The 17,818-nt window shown below is 62.5% G+C and carries 14 protein-coding genes; 3 read left to right on the top strand and 11 right to left on the bottom strand.

What is annotated here, in order from left to right; all coding sequences use genetic code 11:
* The first annotated feature begins 252 nt into the window (after positions 1–252).
* On the top strand, positions 253–1,389 hold the full coding sequence (gene rsgA / locus IG168_RS03245) for a ribosome small subunit-dependent GTPase A (RefSeq protein WP_226876489.1): 1,137 nt from the start codon (positions 253–255) through the stop codon (positions 1,387–1,389).
* 126 nt (positions 1,390–1,515) lie between these two features.
* Here rsgA and IG168_RS03240 read toward each other — a convergent pair whose 3' ends face one another.
* From IG168_RS03240 to IG168_RS03220, 5 genes are all read right to left on the bottom strand, one after another.
* Entirely contained in the window at positions 1,516–3,387 is a 1,872-nt protein-coding gene (locus IG168_RS03240) for a DUF885 domain-containing protein (RefSeq protein ID WP_193161717.1), read from the bottom strand.
* A gap of 205 nt (positions 3,388–3,592) precedes the next feature.
* Positions 3,593–5,509: a 1-deoxy-D-xylulose-5-phosphate synthase gene (gene dxs, locus IG168_RS03235; RefSeq protein ID WP_193161716.1), complete on the bottom strand. Its 1,917-nt coding sequence runs from the start codon at positions 5,507–5,509 to the stop codon at positions 3,593–3,595.
* A 189-nt stretch (positions 5,510–5,698) separates the two neighbouring features.
* A complete protein-coding gene (locus IG168_RS03230) occupies positions 5,699–6,592 on the bottom strand; it encodes a polyprenyl synthetase family protein (protein WP_193161786.1) in 894 nt (297 codons plus the stop codon).
* A 14-nt stretch (positions 6,593–6,606) separates the two neighbouring features.
* On the bottom strand, positions 6,607–6,861 hold the full coding sequence (xseB, locus tag IG168_RS03225) for an exodeoxyribonuclease VII small subunit (RefSeq protein WP_193161715.1): 255 nt from the start codon (positions 6,859–6,861) through the stop codon (positions 6,607–6,609).
* Positions 6,862–6,949: 88 nt separating this feature from the next.
* Positions 6,950–8,467: a PQQ-dependent sugar dehydrogenase gene (locus IG168_RS03220; protein ID WP_319024648.1), complete on the bottom strand. Its 1,518-nt coding sequence runs from the start codon at positions 8,465–8,467 to the stop codon at positions 6,950–6,952.
* A gap of 933 nt (positions 8,468–9,400) precedes the next feature.
* On the opposite strand from IG168_RS03220, the gene IG168_RS03215 reads away from it, so the two are divergent.
* Both IG168_RS03215 and IG168_RS03210 read left to right on the top strand, forming a co-directional pair.
* Complete coding sequence (locus IG168_RS03215) at positions 9,401–9,547, top strand: hypothetical protein (protein WP_193161714.1); 147 nt, start codon at positions 9,401–9,403, stop codon at positions 9,545–9,547.
* Complete coding sequence (locus IG168_RS03210; protein WP_193161713.1) at positions 9,547–10,119, top strand: HNH endonuclease; 573 nt, start codon at positions 9,547–9,549, stop codon at positions 10,117–10,119. Before IG168_RS03215 ends, IG168_RS03210 begins: the two co-directional genes overlap by 1 nt.
* 59 nt (positions 10,120–10,178) lie before the next feature.
* On the opposite strand, the gene IG168_RS03205 is transcribed toward IG168_RS03210, so the two are convergent.
* The 6 genes from IG168_RS03205 to IG168_RS03180 all read right to left on the bottom strand — a co-directional run bounded on the left by IG168_RS03205 (position 10,179) and on the right by IG168_RS03180 (position 17,596).
* Positions 10,179–11,165, bottom strand: coding sequence for a D-alanine--D-alanine ligase (locus IG168_RS03205; protein ID WP_193161712.1), 987 nt, complete (start codon positions 11,163–11,165; stop codon positions 10,179–10,181).
* A complete protein-coding gene (gene mepA / locus IG168_RS03200; protein ID WP_193161711.1) occupies positions 11,162–12,064 on the bottom strand; it encodes a penicillin-insensitive murein endopeptidase in 903 nt (300 codons plus the stop codon). The genes IG168_RS03205 and mepA overlap by 4 nt, the downstream gene beginning before the upstream one ends.
* A 29-nt stretch (positions 12,065–12,093) precedes the next feature.
* Positions 12,094–13,197, bottom strand: coding sequence for a histidinol-phosphate transaminase (gene hisC, locus IG168_RS03195; RefSeq protein ID WP_193161710.1), 1,104 nt, complete (start codon positions 13,195–13,197; stop codon positions 12,094–12,096).
* Complete coding sequence (locus tag IG168_RS03190; RefSeq protein WP_193161709.1) at positions 13,194–14,270, bottom strand: FHA domain-containing protein; 1,077 nt, start codon at positions 14,268–14,270, stop codon at positions 13,194–13,196. Before IG168_RS03190 ends, hisC begins: the two co-directional genes overlap by 4 nt.
* A complete protein-coding gene (locus tag IG168_RS03185) occupies positions 14,261–15,577 on the bottom strand; it encodes a S1C family serine protease (RefSeq protein ID WP_193161708.1) in 1,317 nt (438 codons plus the stop codon). The genes IG168_RS03190 and IG168_RS03185 overlap by 10 nt, the downstream gene beginning before the upstream one ends.
* Positions 15,578–15,814: 237 nt before the next feature.
* Positions 15,815–17,596: a trans-sulfuration enzyme family protein gene (locus tag IG168_RS03180; RefSeq protein ID WP_193161707.1), complete on the bottom strand. Its 1,782-nt coding sequence runs from the start codon at positions 17,594–17,596 to the stop codon at positions 15,815–15,817.
* Positions 17,597–17,818 lie beyond the last annotated feature (222 nt).

Here is a 17,818-nt window from a genome sequence, read left to right as displayed (position 1 = left end):
CCATTTCCTGTCGGATGCCGCTTGCGCGGGTCTGATGGCAGTGCTAAATTTCGGGCAATTATTCACCAACTACCAGCGGAGGAACGCACATGATTGTAGTCAGCCTTCGCCGGGCCTCTCAAAGCTAAACGCTTTTTGCCCGGCAACCAGGATCTCTCCTAACCGTCGGGTTTCCCCACTACCGGAAGCCCTGTTGATCGCTCTAAGAGGAGCGGTTGTTTTGCGCCATAGGCGCCCAGAGGGTGTAAAACCTTGAGTAAATCACTCGTATCACGCCGGCCCCGCATCGGGCGCGGCACCACTGTACCTGTTGTCGGTAGCACCGCCGATCGCGCGCAGGCGCCAATGCAGCAGCTGGGCTGGAAACCTTTTTTCCAGCAACAGCTGACACTGGAAGAACTGACCGACTGTGTCCCGGTCCGCGTCATGGCCGTGCACCGCAGCCAACTGGAAGTTGCCGGGGAGAGAGGGGAGGAAGTCCTGCCGCTGTCCGGCGCGCTGCTCGCCAGTGAAGTGGATCGGCGTCCCACGGTGGGGGACTGGCTACTGCTGGAGCGGGAAAGTCGCAAACCGCTGCGGCGCCTGACGCGCAGTAGCCGCTTCCAGCGCATGGCCCCAGGCGCTGGCCGGCTGCAGCTGATTGCGGCCAACGTCGACAGCGTGTTGATCGTCACTTCCTGCAACCAGGATTTCAACCTGTCGCGTATCGAGCGCTACCTGGCCCTGGTGCAGGAGGCGGGTTGCCGCCCGCACCTGGTACTGACCAAGGCGGATCTATGTGCGGATCCGGCCGAATACCTGGATGCATTGCAGTCCCTGCGCGAGTTGCCGGTGGTGCTGGTCAACGCGCTGGATCCCGCCAGCGTCGCCCCCTTGCGCCAGTGGTACGGTGCCGGTGAGACCTTGGCACTGCTCGGCTCCTCCGGCGTGGGTAAATCGACGCTGCTGAATACGCTCGGCGGCGCCGACGTGGCTGTGACCGGGGCGATCCGCGCAGCGGACGACAAGGGTCGCCATACCACGCGTCACCGCGCGCTCTACCCGCTGCCTGGTGGCGCTTTGCTGCTGGATAGTCCGGGTATGCGCGAACTGGGCCTGGCTGCGGTGGAGCGGGGCCTGGATGAGACCTTTGATGAAATCGGTGATCTGGCAATGCAGTGCCGCTTCGCCGACTGTGGCCACGCATCCGAACCCGGCTGTGCGGTGCGGGCGGCGATCGACGCCGGCAAAATCGATGAGCGGCGCCTGCTCAACTGGCAAAAGCTATCGCGGGAAGTCGTGCGCAACAATCGCACCCTGGCACAGCGTCGCGCCGATAGCCGCGCGCTGGGGCAGTTCTACCGCGGCGTGCAGGAACACGCGCGGCAACGCAAGGTGCGAGGGGATTAGCTGGCTGCCAACCCGAACAGAAATGTTCGGGCAGCAAGTGAAGCGGACCATTGCTTCATCTGTTGTGAAGGTGCTGTGCAAGACCGCTTGGAAAAGGCATGGATAGCCTTTTCCAATACTCCGCGATCAGCTCGATGTGATTTCGCTCGTTGGGGCCGGTACGGGTGCGGGTTGCGGTTTGGTCTGGGCCGCGTCGTTTTCCTGCGTTGCGATCCAGTTGTTCATACGGGTTTCCAGCAGGTTCAGTGGCAGTGCACCGGCACTCAGCAGTTCGTCGTGAAAGGTGCGCACGTTGAAACGGCTACCCAGCGCCTGTTCCGTTTTCGAGCGCAGTTCCTTGATCTTCAGCTGCCCGAGTTTGTAGGCCAGCGCCTGGCCCGGCCAGGCCAGGTAGCGATCGATCTCGACGACGATGTCGTGTTTGGGCTTGGGACTGTTGTCCATGAAGTAATCGATCGCCTGCTCGCGGCTCCAGCCCAACTGGTTCATGCCGGTATCCACCACCAGGCGCACGGCGCGCCACATATCGTAGCTGAGTGCACCGAATTCGCTGTAGGGATCCCGGTACATGCCCAGGTTCTTGCCCAGGCTTTCCGAATAGAGGGCCCAGCCTTCGACAAACGCGGTGTAACCGCCGATGCGGCGCAACGGGTGCAGGTCCGACTGCTCCTGGGCCAGGGCGATTTGCAGGTGGTGACCGGGTACCGCCTCATGCATCGTCAGCGCTTCCATTTCCCATTTCGGGCGGCTGGCGAGATCGTAGGTATTGGCGTAGAAGGTTCCGGCGCGGCCGGCCTCATTGGAGCCGGGCATGTAGTAGGCGGTGGTCTGGGATTTCTCCGAGTAGGCGGGGATCGGCTTCACGCCGTAGGGCAGGCGCGGCAGCTTGCCAAACTCGCTTGGTAGTTCGCCGTCGATGCGCTTGGCGATATCGCGGTAACCGCGCAGTAGCTCTTCCTTGTCGGTGTAATAAAAGCGCGGATCCGTGCGCAGGAAGTCGGTGAATGCCTTGAAGTCTCCCTGGAAACCGGTGCTGGCAATCACTTTGTCCATTTCAGCGCGAATGCGCTTTACCTCGGCGAGGCCAATTTCGTGGATCTGCTCCGGGCTCAGTGAGGTCGTCGTGGCAACGCGCACCTTGTGTGCATACCAGCGCATGCCGTCGGGCATACTGGTAAAGGCGATATCCACGCGGGCGCCGGGAATGTAATCGCGCTCGACAAACTCCGCCATGGCGCGCCAGGCCGGTACCAGGGACTTGTGGTAGACGGCGTAGGCGCGCTGTTGCAGGCGCTGGCGGCGGGCCGGGGCAATGGAAGCGGGCATTTCATGGAAGACTTTCAGCAGCGGGCTCTGCTTGGGGTCTTCGGGGATCAGGGCGCGGATCTGCTCCGGCAGTTCTCGCAGGGTAATCTGCGGCGGGGTGATTTTCTTTTTCAGGCCCTTGCGCATCAGCGTTTCGGTCTGTTCCACCAGTGCCGGCAGCTTTTCCAGGCGCGCCAGGATGATCTCGTAGTCCGCGACGGTGCGGTGCGGCATGCTCTCCAGTACCGAGGGTACATTGCGCTGGATGCCGTCCATATGGTTGAGCGGTAACAGCTGGTCGGGGAACTGGAAGCCCTTAACGTCGGAAAGCAGGTCCTGGTACAGCAGCTGGTAGTCCAGGTGCTCGGATTCCGGCAGTTGCGCGTCGTGGATATGACGGCTGGCAGCGAGCAGTCGGCGGGTCTGATCCTGGCGGCGCTTGATGCCTTCCTTCGAATAGTCGGTCCAGCGATCGTTGACGCCGGCATAGCCCTCGTAAGTGGCTCTTTCCGGAAAACTTTCCATGATCCAGCGGTAGCGCAGGTCCTGCAGGGCTTTCAGGTCCTCACTGGCGTGGCTTTTCTTGGGCAGGGCATCGATGGCCTGGTTGAAGGCTTTTTCATCCATGGCCGAGGCGCCGGTGGCGGCTGCCAGGCCGAGGCCGGCCAGCAGGAATTTATTGAACAAGGACATGCGTCCCCCCTTGGTCGAAGTCGGGTTCAAGCGTTGGCGCGGGTTATTGTATTTCCGGGAGGTCGCCCACCCGGATAGGGAGTGCGGCGCGGAGAAATGCCGCTGCCGGCCCTCGGCCGGTACGTCGCGAGTCACCGGTACAACCGCGCAACTGCGCCGGTCACCCGCGGTCGGACAGTGTGCCGGGGCGGCCGGCTGAACGGGGTCAGCAGGAGGCGGCAGCCTGTCCGTTGAAGTGCTTGCCGTCGAGCAGTAGCAGGCGCTTGCGGATCTGCTCCTCGATACCGGCGGCGTCGAGGCCGATGGCCGCGAGCAGATCTTTGTGCTTGCCGTGCTCGATGGTCTTGTCGGGCAGGCCCAGCTGCAACAGCGGCACCAGGGTACCGGTGCTGTTGAGATATTCCATAACGGCACTGCCGGCGCCGCCGGCCACGGTATTTTCCTCGAGGGTCACCAGCAGCCGGTGGTTGGTGGCGAGCTGATCGATCAGCGCTTCGTCCAGAGGTTTGACCCAGCGCATATCCACCACCGTGGCGCCGAGCTGTTCCGCGGCTTCGAGGGCCGGGGCCAGCAGGGTACCGAAATTCAGGATGGCCACGTCGGCGCCGTCGCGTATCGGGCGGCCCTTGCCCAGGGGCAGGACGCTCATTTCTTGTTCAATTTTCGCGCCGGTGCCGGTGCCGCGCGGGTAGCGTACCGCGGCGGGGCCCTTGTGTTCATAGGCGGTATAGAGCAGCTGGCGGCACTCGTTCTCGTCGCTCGGTGCTGCAATCACCATGTTCGGCAGGCAGCGCATATAGGTCAGGTCGAAGCTGCCGGCGTGGGTAGGGCCGTCCTCGCCGACGAGTCCGGCGCGGTCGATGGCAAAGGTCACGTCCAGGTCCTGGATGGCCACGTCGTGCACCAGCTGGTCGTAACCGCGCTGCAGGAAGGTGGAGTAGATGGCCACGACCGGCTTCTGGTCCTCGCAGGCGAGGCCGGCGGCCAGGGTCACCGCGTGCTGTTCGGCGATAGCCACGTCGTGGAATCGCTCGGGGAAGCGCTCGGCAAATTCCACCATGCCGGAGCCCTCGCACATGGCGGGGGTAATGGCGATCAGCTTGTCGTCCTGCTCGGCGGTGTCGCACAGCCACTGGCCGAAAATATCCTGGTATTTGGGCAGTTTCTTCTCACTGGGCACTGCGACCTGCACCTTGGGTTCCGGCTCGAGCTTGTTCAACGCGTGGTAACCCACGGGATCCGCTTCGGCGGGGCCGAAGCCCTTGCCCTTGGTGGTGACGATGTGCAGCAGCTGTGGGCCGCGCTGGTTGCGCAGGTTGCGCAGCGTGTGCACCAGGTCGTGCACATTGTGACCGTCCAGCGGGCCGACGTAATTGAAGCCCAGCTCCTCGAACAGGGTGCCGGGGGTGATCATGCCCTTGACGTGTTCCTCGGTGCGCCGCGCCAGCTGCCAGGCCTTGGGGATCGCCGACAGGATCTTGCGGCTGCCCTCGCGCATGCTCAGGTAGGTCTTGCTGGCGAGGATCTTGGCGAAATAGGTCGCCAGGCCACCGACATTCTTGGAGATCGACATACGGTTGTCATTGAGGACGACGACCATGTCCTTGCCGGTGTGTGCGGCGTGGTTCAGCGCCTCGAAGGCCATACCCGCGGTCATGGCGCCATCGCCGATCACGGCGACAGTCTTGCGCTCGTCCGGGGATCCCAGCGCCATGCCCAGCGCCGCGCTGATGGAGGTACTGGAGTGCCCGACGCCGAAGGTGTCGTAGGGGCTCTCGCTGCGCTTGGGAAAGCCGGACAGGCCGCCCTGCTGGCGCATCGTCAGCATCTGCTCGCGGCGTCCGGTAAGGATCTTGTGCGGATAGGTCTGGTGCCCCACATCCCACACCAGCCGGTCTTCCGGCGTGTTATAGATGTAGTGCAGGGCAATGGTCAGCTCCACGACACCCAGGCCGGCGCCAAAGTGCCCGCCGGTCTGGCCGACGCAGTACAGCAGGTACTCGCGCAGCTGGCTGGCGAGCTCCGGCAGCTGCCGTTCATCGAGGGCGCGCAGTTGCGCCGGCTCGTCGATGGTGTCCAGCAGCGGTGTCTGCGGGCGTGTGCGTGGAATTTCGTCGAACATCAAACGTATCAAGTGCAACTGATCGATAGAAAAGGGATTGTATGCCTGTGACGGGCAGATTGCATCCCGGTTGGGCAGAAGCGCGCGACTGGTGAGCGCCGCTGTCCGCCTCTGGTTGCTGCCGGCTGGGTGTGACCAGGCGGACAAATGTATTCGCGGCTGACTGCCGTTACCGACGATTCGCCGCCGTCAGTGGCTGCGCTGGACAATATAGTCCGCCAGCTGGCACAGCAGGTCGCTGTCGCCGTGGAGCTCTGCCAGTGCATCGAGCGCTTCGCGGTGCAGCCCGGCGAGCTTGTCGCGCGCGCCGTCGAGGCCGAGCAGCGAGACGTAGGTCGGCTTGTTGCGGGCCGCGTCGGCGCCCTGGGTCTTGCCCAGGGTGGCGGTGTCGGCGGTGACATCGAGGATGTCATCCTGGACCTGGAACGCCAGGCCGATGGCCTCCGCATAGCGGCTGATCGCGGCAAGCTGGCTGTCGTCGGCACCGCCGAGGAGTGCACCCATACGGGCGCTGGCGCGAATCAGGGCACCGGTCTTGAGGCGGTGCATCTGCTCCAGTTGTGCCGGGGCCAGCGTGTGGTCCACCGCGGCCAGGTCGATTGCCTGGCCGGCGACCATCCCGCGGGCACCGGAGGCGTGGGCGAGTTCGCCCAGCAGCTGCAGCTTGAGCGCGCTGTCGGCGTCGCTGTCCAGCAGCAGTTCAAAGGCGCGGGTCTGCAGCGCATCGCCGGCGAGAATCGCCGTGGCCTCGTCGAACTTGATATGGCAGGTGGGGCGGCCGCGGCGCAGGTCGTCGTCGTCCATGGCGGGCAGGTCGTCATGCACCAGTGAATAGGCGTGCACGCATTCGAGCGCAGCGGCGGCCGCATCGCAGTGCGCCGGGTCGAACCGGTCACCGCGCAGGGTACGCGCACAGGCATAGACCAGGGCCGGGCGCAGGCGCTTGCCCGGGCCGAGGGCGGCGTAGTGCATGGCGGCGAGCAGGGCCTCGGCGCCGGCGATACGCTCGGCGAGCGCCGCGTTCAGGGTTTCTTCCACGCGGCCGGCGGCCTGCTGCAGGAATTCCCGCAGTTGCGGAGACATGGTGGGGCGGTCTGTCACTCGGCGTCTTCCGCGCTGTCGTCACTATCGAAGGGCAGTTCGCGTACCTGGCCGCTCTCTTCCATCAATACCTTGACCTTCTGTTCGGCGCTGGCGAGTTTCTGCTGGCATTCGCGAGTGAGTTTCACGCCGCGCTCAAAGTCGGCCAGAGCCTCTTCCAGCGGCAGATCACCGGCCTCCAGTCGGTCGACCAGTTGCTCCAGTTCTTCCAGTGCCTGCTCGAAGGTTGCCGATTGCTTTTTTGCTGCCATGAGTTCCTGCCTCTGTTTATCGCGACGCTCACTGTAGATCGTCGACTGCCGCCGCGCGCGGCAACCTTAGCCGCTGGCGGGTAAGGGGTCAATTGCGTTGGAGCCCTGCGTCTTTCAGCGGCGCCGCGGCGCCGACCTCACGGGACATCAGGTAATGCGCCAGGGCGCGCTTCTGCGCTGCGCTGAAGCCGTAGTTGGGCATCGGCGGCGTCGGTGTATCGAAGTAGTCCGCCAGGCCCTGCAGGCTGTATTTGTCCGCCAGGTCCCGCAGCTTCACCTGTTCGGCGTGGCAGCGGGCGCAGCCGTAGCGCTGGTACAGTTCCTCGCCGCGCCGGGCAGCGCCACTGTCGATGGCGAGGGGCTTGTGCGGAGCCTGTATACGGGGTTTATCCGGGGCGGCCGTGGTCGATTCGCCCTCGCCGGGGGAGACCCGGTAAATGGCACCGGCGTAGTCGTCGGAAATATAGATATTGCCACTGGCGTCTTCGGCGATAGCTACTGGCCGGCCGTATACCTCTTTGCGGTCAGCCCCGAGGAAGCCCCACAGGAAGTCCTTCTGGTGGATATTGCCGCGCCCGTCCCAATGTAGCGAGACAACCTTGTAGCCGTCCTTGGTGGTGCGGTTCCAGGAGCCGTGCAGCGCCACCAGTGCGGCGTCGCGGTACGCGTCGGGCTGGGCGGGGCTGCGCAGGAAAGTGATGCCGAGCGGTGCATTGTGCGCCGGGAAGTCGTGCACCGGCGGGATCGAATCGGCGATCTTTTGCCGGATATCCGCACTCGCGTCGACGCCGAAATCCGGATCCGGTACACGATTGCCATTGGCGTACGGCCATCCGTAAAAGCCGCCTTTTTCGATGCGGTTGAGTTCGCACGGCGGGAAGTCGTCACCGAGCCAGTCGCGGCCGTTGTCAGTGGCGTAGAGATTGCCGTCCTTGGGCGACCAGTCGAAGCCGACGCTGTTGCGCAGCCCGGTAGCGTAAATCTGCAGGTCGCTGCCGTCGGGGCGGAAACGCATGATGGTGGCGCGCCTCGGATCCTTCTCGATACACACGTTGCAGGTGGAGCCACTGCTCAGGTAAACCCAGCCGTCGGGGCCCATGGCGATGGTCTTGGTCCAGTGATTTCCCTCGTCGCCGAGGCCGCTGACAATTTTCTGGTAGCTGCCGGCGAGTCGGCCGTCGGAGTGGTCGAAAGGCACGCGGCCGACGCCGTCACTCTCGGCGATATACAGCCAGTCCTCGTACAGGAAGAGTCCGTGCGGGCGGCGCAGGCCATCGATGAGCACGCGCTGGCCGTCGGCGCGCCCGTCGCGATTTTCGTCGGCTTTGAGCAGCGTTACCTGGCCGCGCTTGGGTTGAGACACGATCAGGTCGCCGTGGCGGGTGACCGCCAGCCAGCGCGCATTGGGTACCTTGTCGGCAAACAGTTGCACGTGATATCCCGGAACGGTGTGCAGTTGGTTGTCTACAGTTTCAATGTCCGTCCTCGCGCCACCGGTCAATTGTTTCCAGGGCACGCTGATGCCCGGCGCGAAAATGATGACTGTCGTGATACCCGCACCGAGGGCAAGTAAAAAAATTAGCGTGTATTTCAACAGGCTTTTCACGATGGAGATTGATCCCGTAACAAAAGTGGCTATAGTGGTCGCGTCCTAATTACAGGCGCCAGTTTTACCACATGCGGTGCCTCCCGTCCCGGTCGTGCTCACGACGTGGGATATTTCGCAACCCTGTGAGATATCTCGCACACGAAATTCAGCCGATTCCCCCTAGCCATTTTTCCGTGAATTGCCATAATGAAATTGCAAGGACGCACAAGGGACTGCACTAAAGCGGCAAGGGATAAAGGGACTGCGCCGCTCGCCAAAAGGAATTTGGCACCATCCTGTGAGACGCACCGCCCGGGCCGGATTGCCTGGGCGGTGTTTTAAATGGGGTACGGAAATTATCTGATCCCACCTGCCTGCCGCCTTTCCATGTGCGTTATCTCGCACACGATTTTCAGCCAATTGCCTATAGCCATTCTCCCGTGAATTGCCATAATTAAATTGCAAGGACGCACAAGGGACTGCACCAAAGCGGCAAGGGAGAAAGGGATTGCGCCGCTCGCCAAAAGGAAATTGGCAACATCCTGTGAGACGCACCGCCCGGGCTGGATCGCCCGGGCGATGTTTTATATGCGGTACGGACATATTTTGGCTGTACCTTCCCGCCCCGTTCAAATTCTGCAAATTCTGTTTTTGTCACCACCGGAATACTTCCGCGTCGGGATTCTCGTCACGATTGAATGTTTCGTCAGTTTCCGGGTAACGCTAACAAAGCCTGGGTCACACTGTCTGTCTGGAAATTGAAACAATTATCCGCTTTAATCACTGCAATCCGGCCAAATTTTTACCGTGCCGGCGGAGGGTGACGCATTCAGTAAGTCAGTGCCAGACATGCCCGCAGCCATCCAGCCTCCAATGCATTGGCGGGCAATACCCTCTTCACCCCTGAATTTTTACGAAAGCCCCGCCGGTTCGCCTGTGGGGCTTTTTTGTGTGGCTTTTTACCGTGATGTGCGTGCGTTGTGCGTGAATCCGGCGCAGGTGGTCTTGCGACTGCGCGACCGAATTTTGGTCAGTGCGGTGGTCGCTGCCGTGACCTGTGCCGTTATTTATGGTGCCATTGAAGGGGAAGTGGAGTGATGCAAGCGAAAATACTGCGCCTGAATCTGGCGGGCCAGCCTCTCGAGTGGTTGAACTGGCAGGAGGCGGCCTGTCTCTATGTGCGGGACCTGGTGACCTGGTCCCTGGGCGGTGTGGTGCAGCGGGTGTATGGTGGAATCAACCGCCAGGGTGAGCGCTCCCACCTCGACCTGGCGGCAATTATCGCCTGCGGTGGCGAGCGGATGGCGCGTCCGCGCAAGCGGCCGCCGCTGACCAACCGCGCGCTCTTCTATCGCGACGCACACACCTGCCTCTACTGCGGTAATACGTTCCATACGGCCGATTTAACCCGCGACCACGTGCACCCGGTTTCCAAGGGCGGTCGTGACGCCTGGGAGAACGTAGTGACCGCCTGTCGTCGCTGTAATCAACACAAGGGCAATCACCTGCTGCAGGATATCGAGCTGGAGTTGCTCGCCTTGCCATTCTGTCCCAATGCGGCGGAATACCTGGCGCTGATCAACAGCGAGCGGATTCGCGGAGACCAGATGGAATTTTTACGCGGCCAGTTCTCCCGTCCGCGACAGGAGGGGTGGCTGCAGGCGGGCTAGGGTACCCGAGGAATCCCAACAGTGGCGGTTGTTCCTGCACTGCCATGCGCAGCGCGAGACTATACCGCCTCGCGAATCAGGCCGGTCAGGTACTGGCTGAAGTCGTGGCCGGCGTTGGCCAGCATTTTCGGGAACATGGAAATCGGGGTCATACCGGGGAAGGTGTTTACCTCGTTGAGATAGATATCGCCTTCATCGGTCAGGAAGAAATCGATCCGCGACAGGTCTTTCAGTTGCAGTCCCACAAAGGCGCGCCGCGCCGCGATGTCGATCCAGTTGAGCTGCGCTTCGCTGAGACCCTGGGCCTCCACGTGGGTGACGGCGCGGCTGCCCTCGGCATATTTCTCTTCGTAGTTGTAGAAGGTATCCGGGGGCGCGCAGACCTCGCCCGGGGGCGTGGTCGCCAGTTCACCGTCGTAGCGGTAAGCGGCCACTTCCAGCTCCCGTACCTTCAGGCACTTCTCCACAAGCACGTAGGGCGATAGCGCAAACGCCTCGTCCAGCGCCTGCTGCAGTTCCTCCTCGCTGGTCACTTTGTAGCAGCCCACCGACGAGCCCTGGTTGGATGCCTTCACGAAAACCTGGCCCCACTCCGCCAACGCCATGGTGGCCTTGACGGTTTCCTCGGGATGGTTGCTGTACAGAAACTGGTAGGGCGTATTGTCGATGCCCAGCGCACTGAGCCACAGCTTGGTGGTGACCTTGTTGAAGCACAGCTTGCTCGCTTCGGGTCCGCAGCCGTAATACGGAATGCCGTAGAGTTCCAGCATCGACTGCAGGTCGCCGGTTTCGCCCGGATAACCGTGGATTGACGGAATCACGTAGTGCACTTCCCAGGTTTCGGCGCCACAGCGCAGCTTGCGGTCATGGTCCAGCTCGTGCACGCGGCCGACGCGGTCGCGCAGCTGGCCGTTGCCGTCCATCTCCACGCGTAGCAGGTCGATATCGTCAACGTCGATCAGTTGGTTCTCGATAAAGTCCGCCGTGCGCAGTGACACCTCGTGTTCACTGCCGCCGCCGCCGCAAATTAGCAGGGTGTTGATCATGGTTGTCTGTCCGTGCCGGAGCGCGCACCGGGCGCGCTCAATACCTTATTGCATTGCGCGGGCATCGGTGGCGGCTCGCGCTTGGGTTTTTTGCTCTTCGGTGCGGTGCCGTGCAGCAGCGCCAGGAACTCGTCACTGAACCACCAGTTCAGATCGGCGCCGCAGGCAGCCTGGGTAACAGGGTGCTGGGGTTTGCAGTTCCTGTCGCCGTCCGGGCAGGCCAGGCGCACGTGGAAGTGGTAGCTGTGTCCCCACCAGGGCCGCACCTTGCGCAGCCAGTTGTTGTCACTGCCACTAATATCGCACAGTTTTCGCTTGATCGAGGGGTGCACGAAGATGCGCTCGACGCGCGGATCCTCGGAAACCAGACGCAGGATCTGCGGCACTGTGTCGCTCATCGCGTCCCAGTTCTTCTCGATCAGCTGGTTCTTGTCGTCGTCCGCCAGCGGTATCGCCGAGACGTGCTCGCGCTCCCATGGCGTCAGCGGGCGCTTGAGGGCGCGGGCGTCCTGGGAATACCAGATATCCACATCCAGGCCGGTCTGGTGGCTCTTGTGGCTGCTGTGGGAAAAGGGGCCGCCGCGGGGCAATGACATGTCGCCGATCTGCAGCCGGCCGAGGCCGCGGTTGGCCACCCGCGTGGACAGATCCTCGAGGAACTGAATCAGCTCCGGATTGCCGTAGCGGCGGTCGCGGTCGCTGCGCATCACCTGGAAGCCCGCGCCGCGCAGGGGCATCTCGGCGGCGCCGGCAACGCAGCCGTTGCTGTAGTTGCCGATACTGTCGGAAGGCTGGGACGACGGGCGCTTGACCTGCTCCCAGGGATTATCGGCACTGGCATTGGCCGCCACAAACAGGGCGGCACTGCATAACAGGGTCTGTAGGACTGGTCTGAACATAATCGCTCTACTACTCAATTCAGAGCAAATTATAGAGGCTCCTGTCCGCGCGTCTGTGAAGCATCCGGCGCCGTCTGGATTTCCCGGCAGCTGGCCAGCAGCTGATCCATCTCCGCGTCGGTGCCGATACTGATGCGCAGGTAATCGCCGATGCGCGGCTTGTCGAAATAGCGCACCAGGATGCCGCGCTCGCGCAGCGCCAGATACAGGGCCTTGGCACCGATGGCACGCGGCCGGGCCAGCAGGAAGTTGGCCTTCGACGGCACCACGTCGAAATCCAGGGCGCGCAGCGCCTCTGCTGTGCGCTCGCGCGTCGCAATAACTTTGCCGCTGCTCTCTTCGAGCCAGGCGCTATCGCTGATTGCCGCGGCGCCGAGGCGCTGGGCGACACTGTCGATCGGGTAGGAGTTGAACGAGTTTTTGGTGCGATCCAGTCCTTCGATCAGGTGTGCCTGGCCCAGTGCATAGCCGAGGCGCAGGCCGGCAAGCGCGTGGGACTTGGACAGGGTGCGGATTACCAGCAGGTTCGGGTAGCGGTCGATCAGGGACACGGCGCTGTCGCCGCCGAAATCGATATAGGCCTCGTCGATGGCCACCACGCGCTCCGGCTGCAGCTGCAGCAGCTGTTCGATTTCTGCCAGGGGCAGATAGCGCCCTGTCGGTGCGTTCGGGTTCGGCAGTATCACGCCGGCGGCGGGGCCGGCGTAGTCGGCCACCGCAATGCTGAAATCGTCGCGCAGCGCGGGCGTGCGGTAGCCGATGCCGTACAGCTGGCAGTACACCGGATAAAAGCTGTAGGTAATATCCGGGAACAGCAGTGGCTCGTCACGGCGGAAGAAACTGTAAAAACTGTGGGCCAGCACCTCGTCGGAACCGTTGCCGACAAACACCTGCTCGGTGTCCACACCGAACTGCTCGGCGATCACCGCGCACAGGTCAGTCGATTCCGGGTCCGGGTAGCGGCGCAGGGCGTCGGCCAGTTGCGGGTCCGCCAGCACCTCCAGCGCGCGCAGCGAGGGCCGGTAGGGGTTTTCGTTGGTGTTCAGCTTGATCAGCTTGCGGCCGCGGGGCTGCTCGCCGGGCACATAGGGTTCGAGCTGTGACAGTGCCGGGCTCCAGAATGGATTGCTCAAGATGCTGCCCCCGCGATCTGCCGGTAGGCTCTGTCTATTGCGCTGTCGCCGTCTTCCGGCGGCGCGGCCACCTCCGCTTCCTCGCTGGATTTATGTCCCTCGTCTTTGTCGATGGGGATATCGAACAACTGCGGTGATTCCTCGATGAACTGCTCCATCGCCACCGGTTTGCGCCACAGCCAGTTGTCGTGCTTGAGCGTGGTGGAGATCTGCGGCGACTCGTTGAAGTCGCGGATATTGCCTACCTGGTCTGCCAGCTCCAGCCCGAGGAAACCGATCGGCACTAACAAGGCCACGGCCCAGCGCCAGCGCGGAGCCATATTGGTGGCAAGGTAACAGGCGCACCACAGCATTGTCGGCAGCACCACCATCAACACCGCCAGGTTCAGCAGTGGAATGGCGCTGCCCATGGAGAAATTGAAATCCAGCAGGTTGCTGATGCGCTCCCAGCCGAGATAGACCAGTGCGGCCAGGGCGGCGATGGTGAGATGGGTGAAGAACTGGGTCTCATGGCGCACGACGCGGCCAATAAACGCCCAGGCCGCCGCGTAGCCCAGCAGTCCCACGGCAGTGCCGGCAATCAGGTTGAGGGCGATATTCCACTGGAAGTCCTGCGCGGAGCTGAAATAGCTGATCAGCAGGAAGGAACCGATAACCGCCAGCAGCAGGCCGATGCCCAGCGCCGGATGTGACAGGCGCTCGAACAGGTTTTCCATCGAGTGCAGCGGTACTGCTGGCGCCATGGCCGTCTCGCTGTCGGTCAGGCGGAAGTGGGTCATGCCGAACTGGACTTCGTCGCCGGACAGGATCATGCGCTCGCAGATGTCGCCGCCCTTGATCGCCTTGTCGCGCCGGTTGCCGAGCAGCTGGGTGCCGTTGACGGTTTCCAGATCGCGCAGGTAATAGCAGCCGTCGTCACCGCGCACGATCTCCGCGTGTTGCGGATCGGCATGGACATCTTCGAGGATAATGTCATTGCTGTAACCGCGGCCCAGGGTAAAGCGCTGGCCGTCCATGCGGTAGCGCGCCTGCACGTGCTGGGCGCGGTTCAGTTCTTCGATAATCAGTGCCATTGGATCTCGCTCGTGAACTTCTCGGTAAACGCTTCGGCAGATTCCTGGGTAAATCCGGACAGGGTAAAGTGGCTGACCAGTGCGCGGTTTTTCTGATCCACGCTCAGGCTCAGGTAAAAGATGTCGTACAGATCGGGGAATTCCTTGTAGCGGCGCACGCAGTAGCTGGTGCGGGCGATGACCGGCCCCTGCTGTTTCGGTGGTTTTTCCTCTTCCTCTACTTTGGTCGCGGGGCCGCGCACGCGGGGCTGGGAGGTAAAGGCCTGGTTGCAGTGGTAGTTGGTGACGTCATCCTCGCCGGCGTTGTTGCCGGGATAGAAGTTACTCATCTGCTGTTCGTATTCGCTGTAAAAACGCGACGGCTGCAGATTTTCCGCCTGCAGCCAGAAGAACTCGTATTCCACCCGGCCGGTATTGAAGTCTTCCGACAGGTAGACGACATCCTGGCCGGTGCAGCCCTTGTCGATACGGGTTACCGGGTTGTCGTCCTCTTCCTGGGTGTTGCCCCAGCACTGGATGGCCGGGACGATTTCACCCACCACCATCGCCTCGCCCAGTGCGCGCGGTTTCCACTCGGCATTTAGTATCTGCGTGATAATGGCATTCTGGTTGGCCAGCAGCTGCCGGTGCGTCACCGCCTGCAGGTCGACCTTCTTGTCGCCCTGCGCGAGAAAACTCTTGTAGAGTCGCGCCAGCTTGTCGACGGGGACGAGGAAGCTCACCTGGTTGCCCGCCGTCGCCACATTGATGCCGACCACCTTGCCCTGGGCATTGATGGCGGGGCCGCCGCTCATGCCGGGATTGATCGAGCCGGAGAAGTGAATGCGGTCGTAAAAGCTGCCGCCGGCGATACCGTTGTAAGTGCCGGGGATCAGGGTCATGCCCAGATCCAGCGGATTGCCGAGGGAGAAAATGGTCTCGCCTTTTTGCGGCGTTACTTCCGCCAGCTGCAGGTATTCCGGACCGGGCTGGTCCTGGCGCAGGATCGCCAGGTCGTTGACGACGTCGATATCCAGCAGTGTCAGCGAGCCCTGCTTGCCGTCCACCGACAGGTATTCCAGTTGGTACTTGTCCGGGTCGCCCACGGCTTCCGCCACCACGTGATAGTTGGTGGCGATCAGGCCGTTGGCGGAAATCTGGAAGCCGGAGCCCAGGCCGGCCTTGGAGTTGGAGGATTTTTCAATCAACCGGATCTGGTACAGGCTGCCGCGATAGTCGCTGTAGAGTTTTTCGTAACTCTGCGCCGTGGCGAAACCGGAAAAACAGCAGAACAGCAGGATCAGCAGGCGCATGCAATTATTCGACATCGTGTTTGATTAATTTATGGGCAAAAGAGCCTCGATATTACGGGATATAGAGTAGTGCAACAAGCGCGGCACCGGGGCTGCCGGCGCATTGGTCACCAGCTGGCGCTTTGCGGCGGCGCCACGAAGAAAAATGAATGCCGCGACAAATCGCGAACACTTTACAGTGCAATCGCTACCGGGCCGTCCAAATACATTTGTCGTCGTACCACACGATCTGTCGCTGGTTACATCCGGCGGTTACAGGTAATCGCCGACGCGCGGCAGGGCCGCCGCGACCTTCTCGTGCACCTCCCGATAGAAGCGCGCAAACATTGCGTCTGTGTCGTCCGCCGACATAAAGCCCGCACTGAACCCCGGCTGCACCGGATCCAAATGCAGGCGCGCGCAGCTCAGGATGTGCGCCGCCAGCGGCGCCATATTTTCGTCGCCCACGGAAATGCGGATGGTGGTCGGGTAGATACCCGCTGCCGCCTGCGCCTGCGGCGACAATTCCGAGTGGGAGGTCAGCGCCGGGCACAGCACCATGGTGTTGGTCTGGCCGAGGCTCACCATCTGCCCGAACGCCGGTTCCAGCGCATCAAAAAAACGCTTGAATGCTTCCGCCGGCAGCTGCGCCGCCTCCATGTCGATGGTGAACAGCGGCACCGGCAGGCCGTAACGCAACAGTTTTTCCCGCAGCGCGCTGTTGGCATCCCACTCCAGCGCATGACTGTTGACGCGGATCTGGGGGTGGCTGGCGAGAAAGTGGCTGAGGCACAGGGTATTGATGCACTTGGTCAGCATGCGCATCTCCAGCGTGCGCATGCCGCTGTGTACCTCCCACGCCTTGTCCGCGTCGAGGAAGCCGCCCTTGATGTAATACACGTCCCAGAACAGGCACTCATCCCACGGCAGGCCACCGGCGCTTTCGCCCTTGGGGATAAACATGCGGTGGTTTTCGCCGATTACCACTCCCGCCGTGGCGGCGCCGCTGCCGCCGATATCCTTGGTGTAGGAATGCACGACAAAATCCGGCCGCTCGCTGCGGTCCGCGCGCCGCAAAGGCTGGTACAGGAAGGGGGTGGCCAGGGTGGCATCCAGCGTGACGCGCAAACCTTCGCGGTGGGCCGCCGCGCAGATGGCCGGCACATCCAGCATGGTGCCGTGGGGGTTGCAGGGGGATTCCAGATACAGGTGCGCGGTGGCGCCGCCGGCGAGGGTCTCGGCGTGCGCCTGCAGGGTGTGTTGCAGCAGCTGCTTGAATTCGTCCGCGCCGCTGCCGTCGAACCACACCAGCCGGATGCCCAGCTTGTCGTCGCGCGCGTAGTGATCCTGCAGCAGCTGGTGTACCCCACCGTAGACATTGCGCGAGACGATCAGCAGATCGTCGCGCTTCAGCTGGTTGGCCAGCAGTGCGTCGATGGCCGCCATACCGGAATTGAAGTTCCACGCCATATAGTCCGCCGCGCCGGGCCCGCACTCCAGTTCCACCATGGCATTGGCCAGGGCGATCGACGTGGGGTTCAGCAGGCGGGAATAAATATCGTGGCTCGGCTCGCGGCCGCGGAAGGCGTCGTCGACCCACTCGATACAGGCATATATATAGGTGGCGGTGCGCGCGATCACCGGCGTGGCGGAAAAAACCGCGGGGATATTGTCGAACAGCGGGTAGCCACCGCGGGTCGCGGCATTGAAGTCATCGCCCTGCAGGCTCTGGTAGCTGGCGCGCAGCGGCGTCTGCAGCGTGTGCAGCAGTTTCGCCAGCTGGAAACTCATAAAGCGCTTGGCATTGAAATAGGCCACCCGATCCGACCGGTCGAGCCGGTTGAGGATCTCCACATTCTGCGCGCACAGCTCGCTGAGCTTGCCCTGGGTGTTGTACAGCAGTTCGGCGGTATCCAGCAGCAGCAGGCCGTGTTTGCTGGTCGGATCTATCTGGAAATGCGCCAGCTGTTCCCGCGCCAGCGCCGCAATACTCTGCGCCGAGCTGCTGTTGCGCCGCGGGGAGAGGATTTTCGCGTCATCGAGATTTTGTGCCATGCCTGCCTCACCGGTTGCCCTCTATTGTTATAGCGCCACTCTGTCAGGCCCGAGGGGGATGAAGATATCGCGGCGCCGTAATGACGTGTAATGGCCTGTGATCGACCTGTAATCCGGCAATCCGTACAGTGGCGACCATGTTGAAGGGGAGAGGGTGTCATGCAGCTGTTTCGACGCCCCGCTATGGACAGGCACTCTTCGACACCGAATCCGAAGGAACGG

It is taken from the genome of Microbulbifer hainanensis (genome assembly GCF_014904735.1).
Taxonomy (GTDB): Bacteria; Pseudomonadota; Gammaproteobacteria; order Pseudomonadales; family Cellvibrionaceae; genus Microbulbifer; species Microbulbifer hainanensis.
This window is presented reverse-complemented; position numbering and strand designations above follow the sequence as displayed.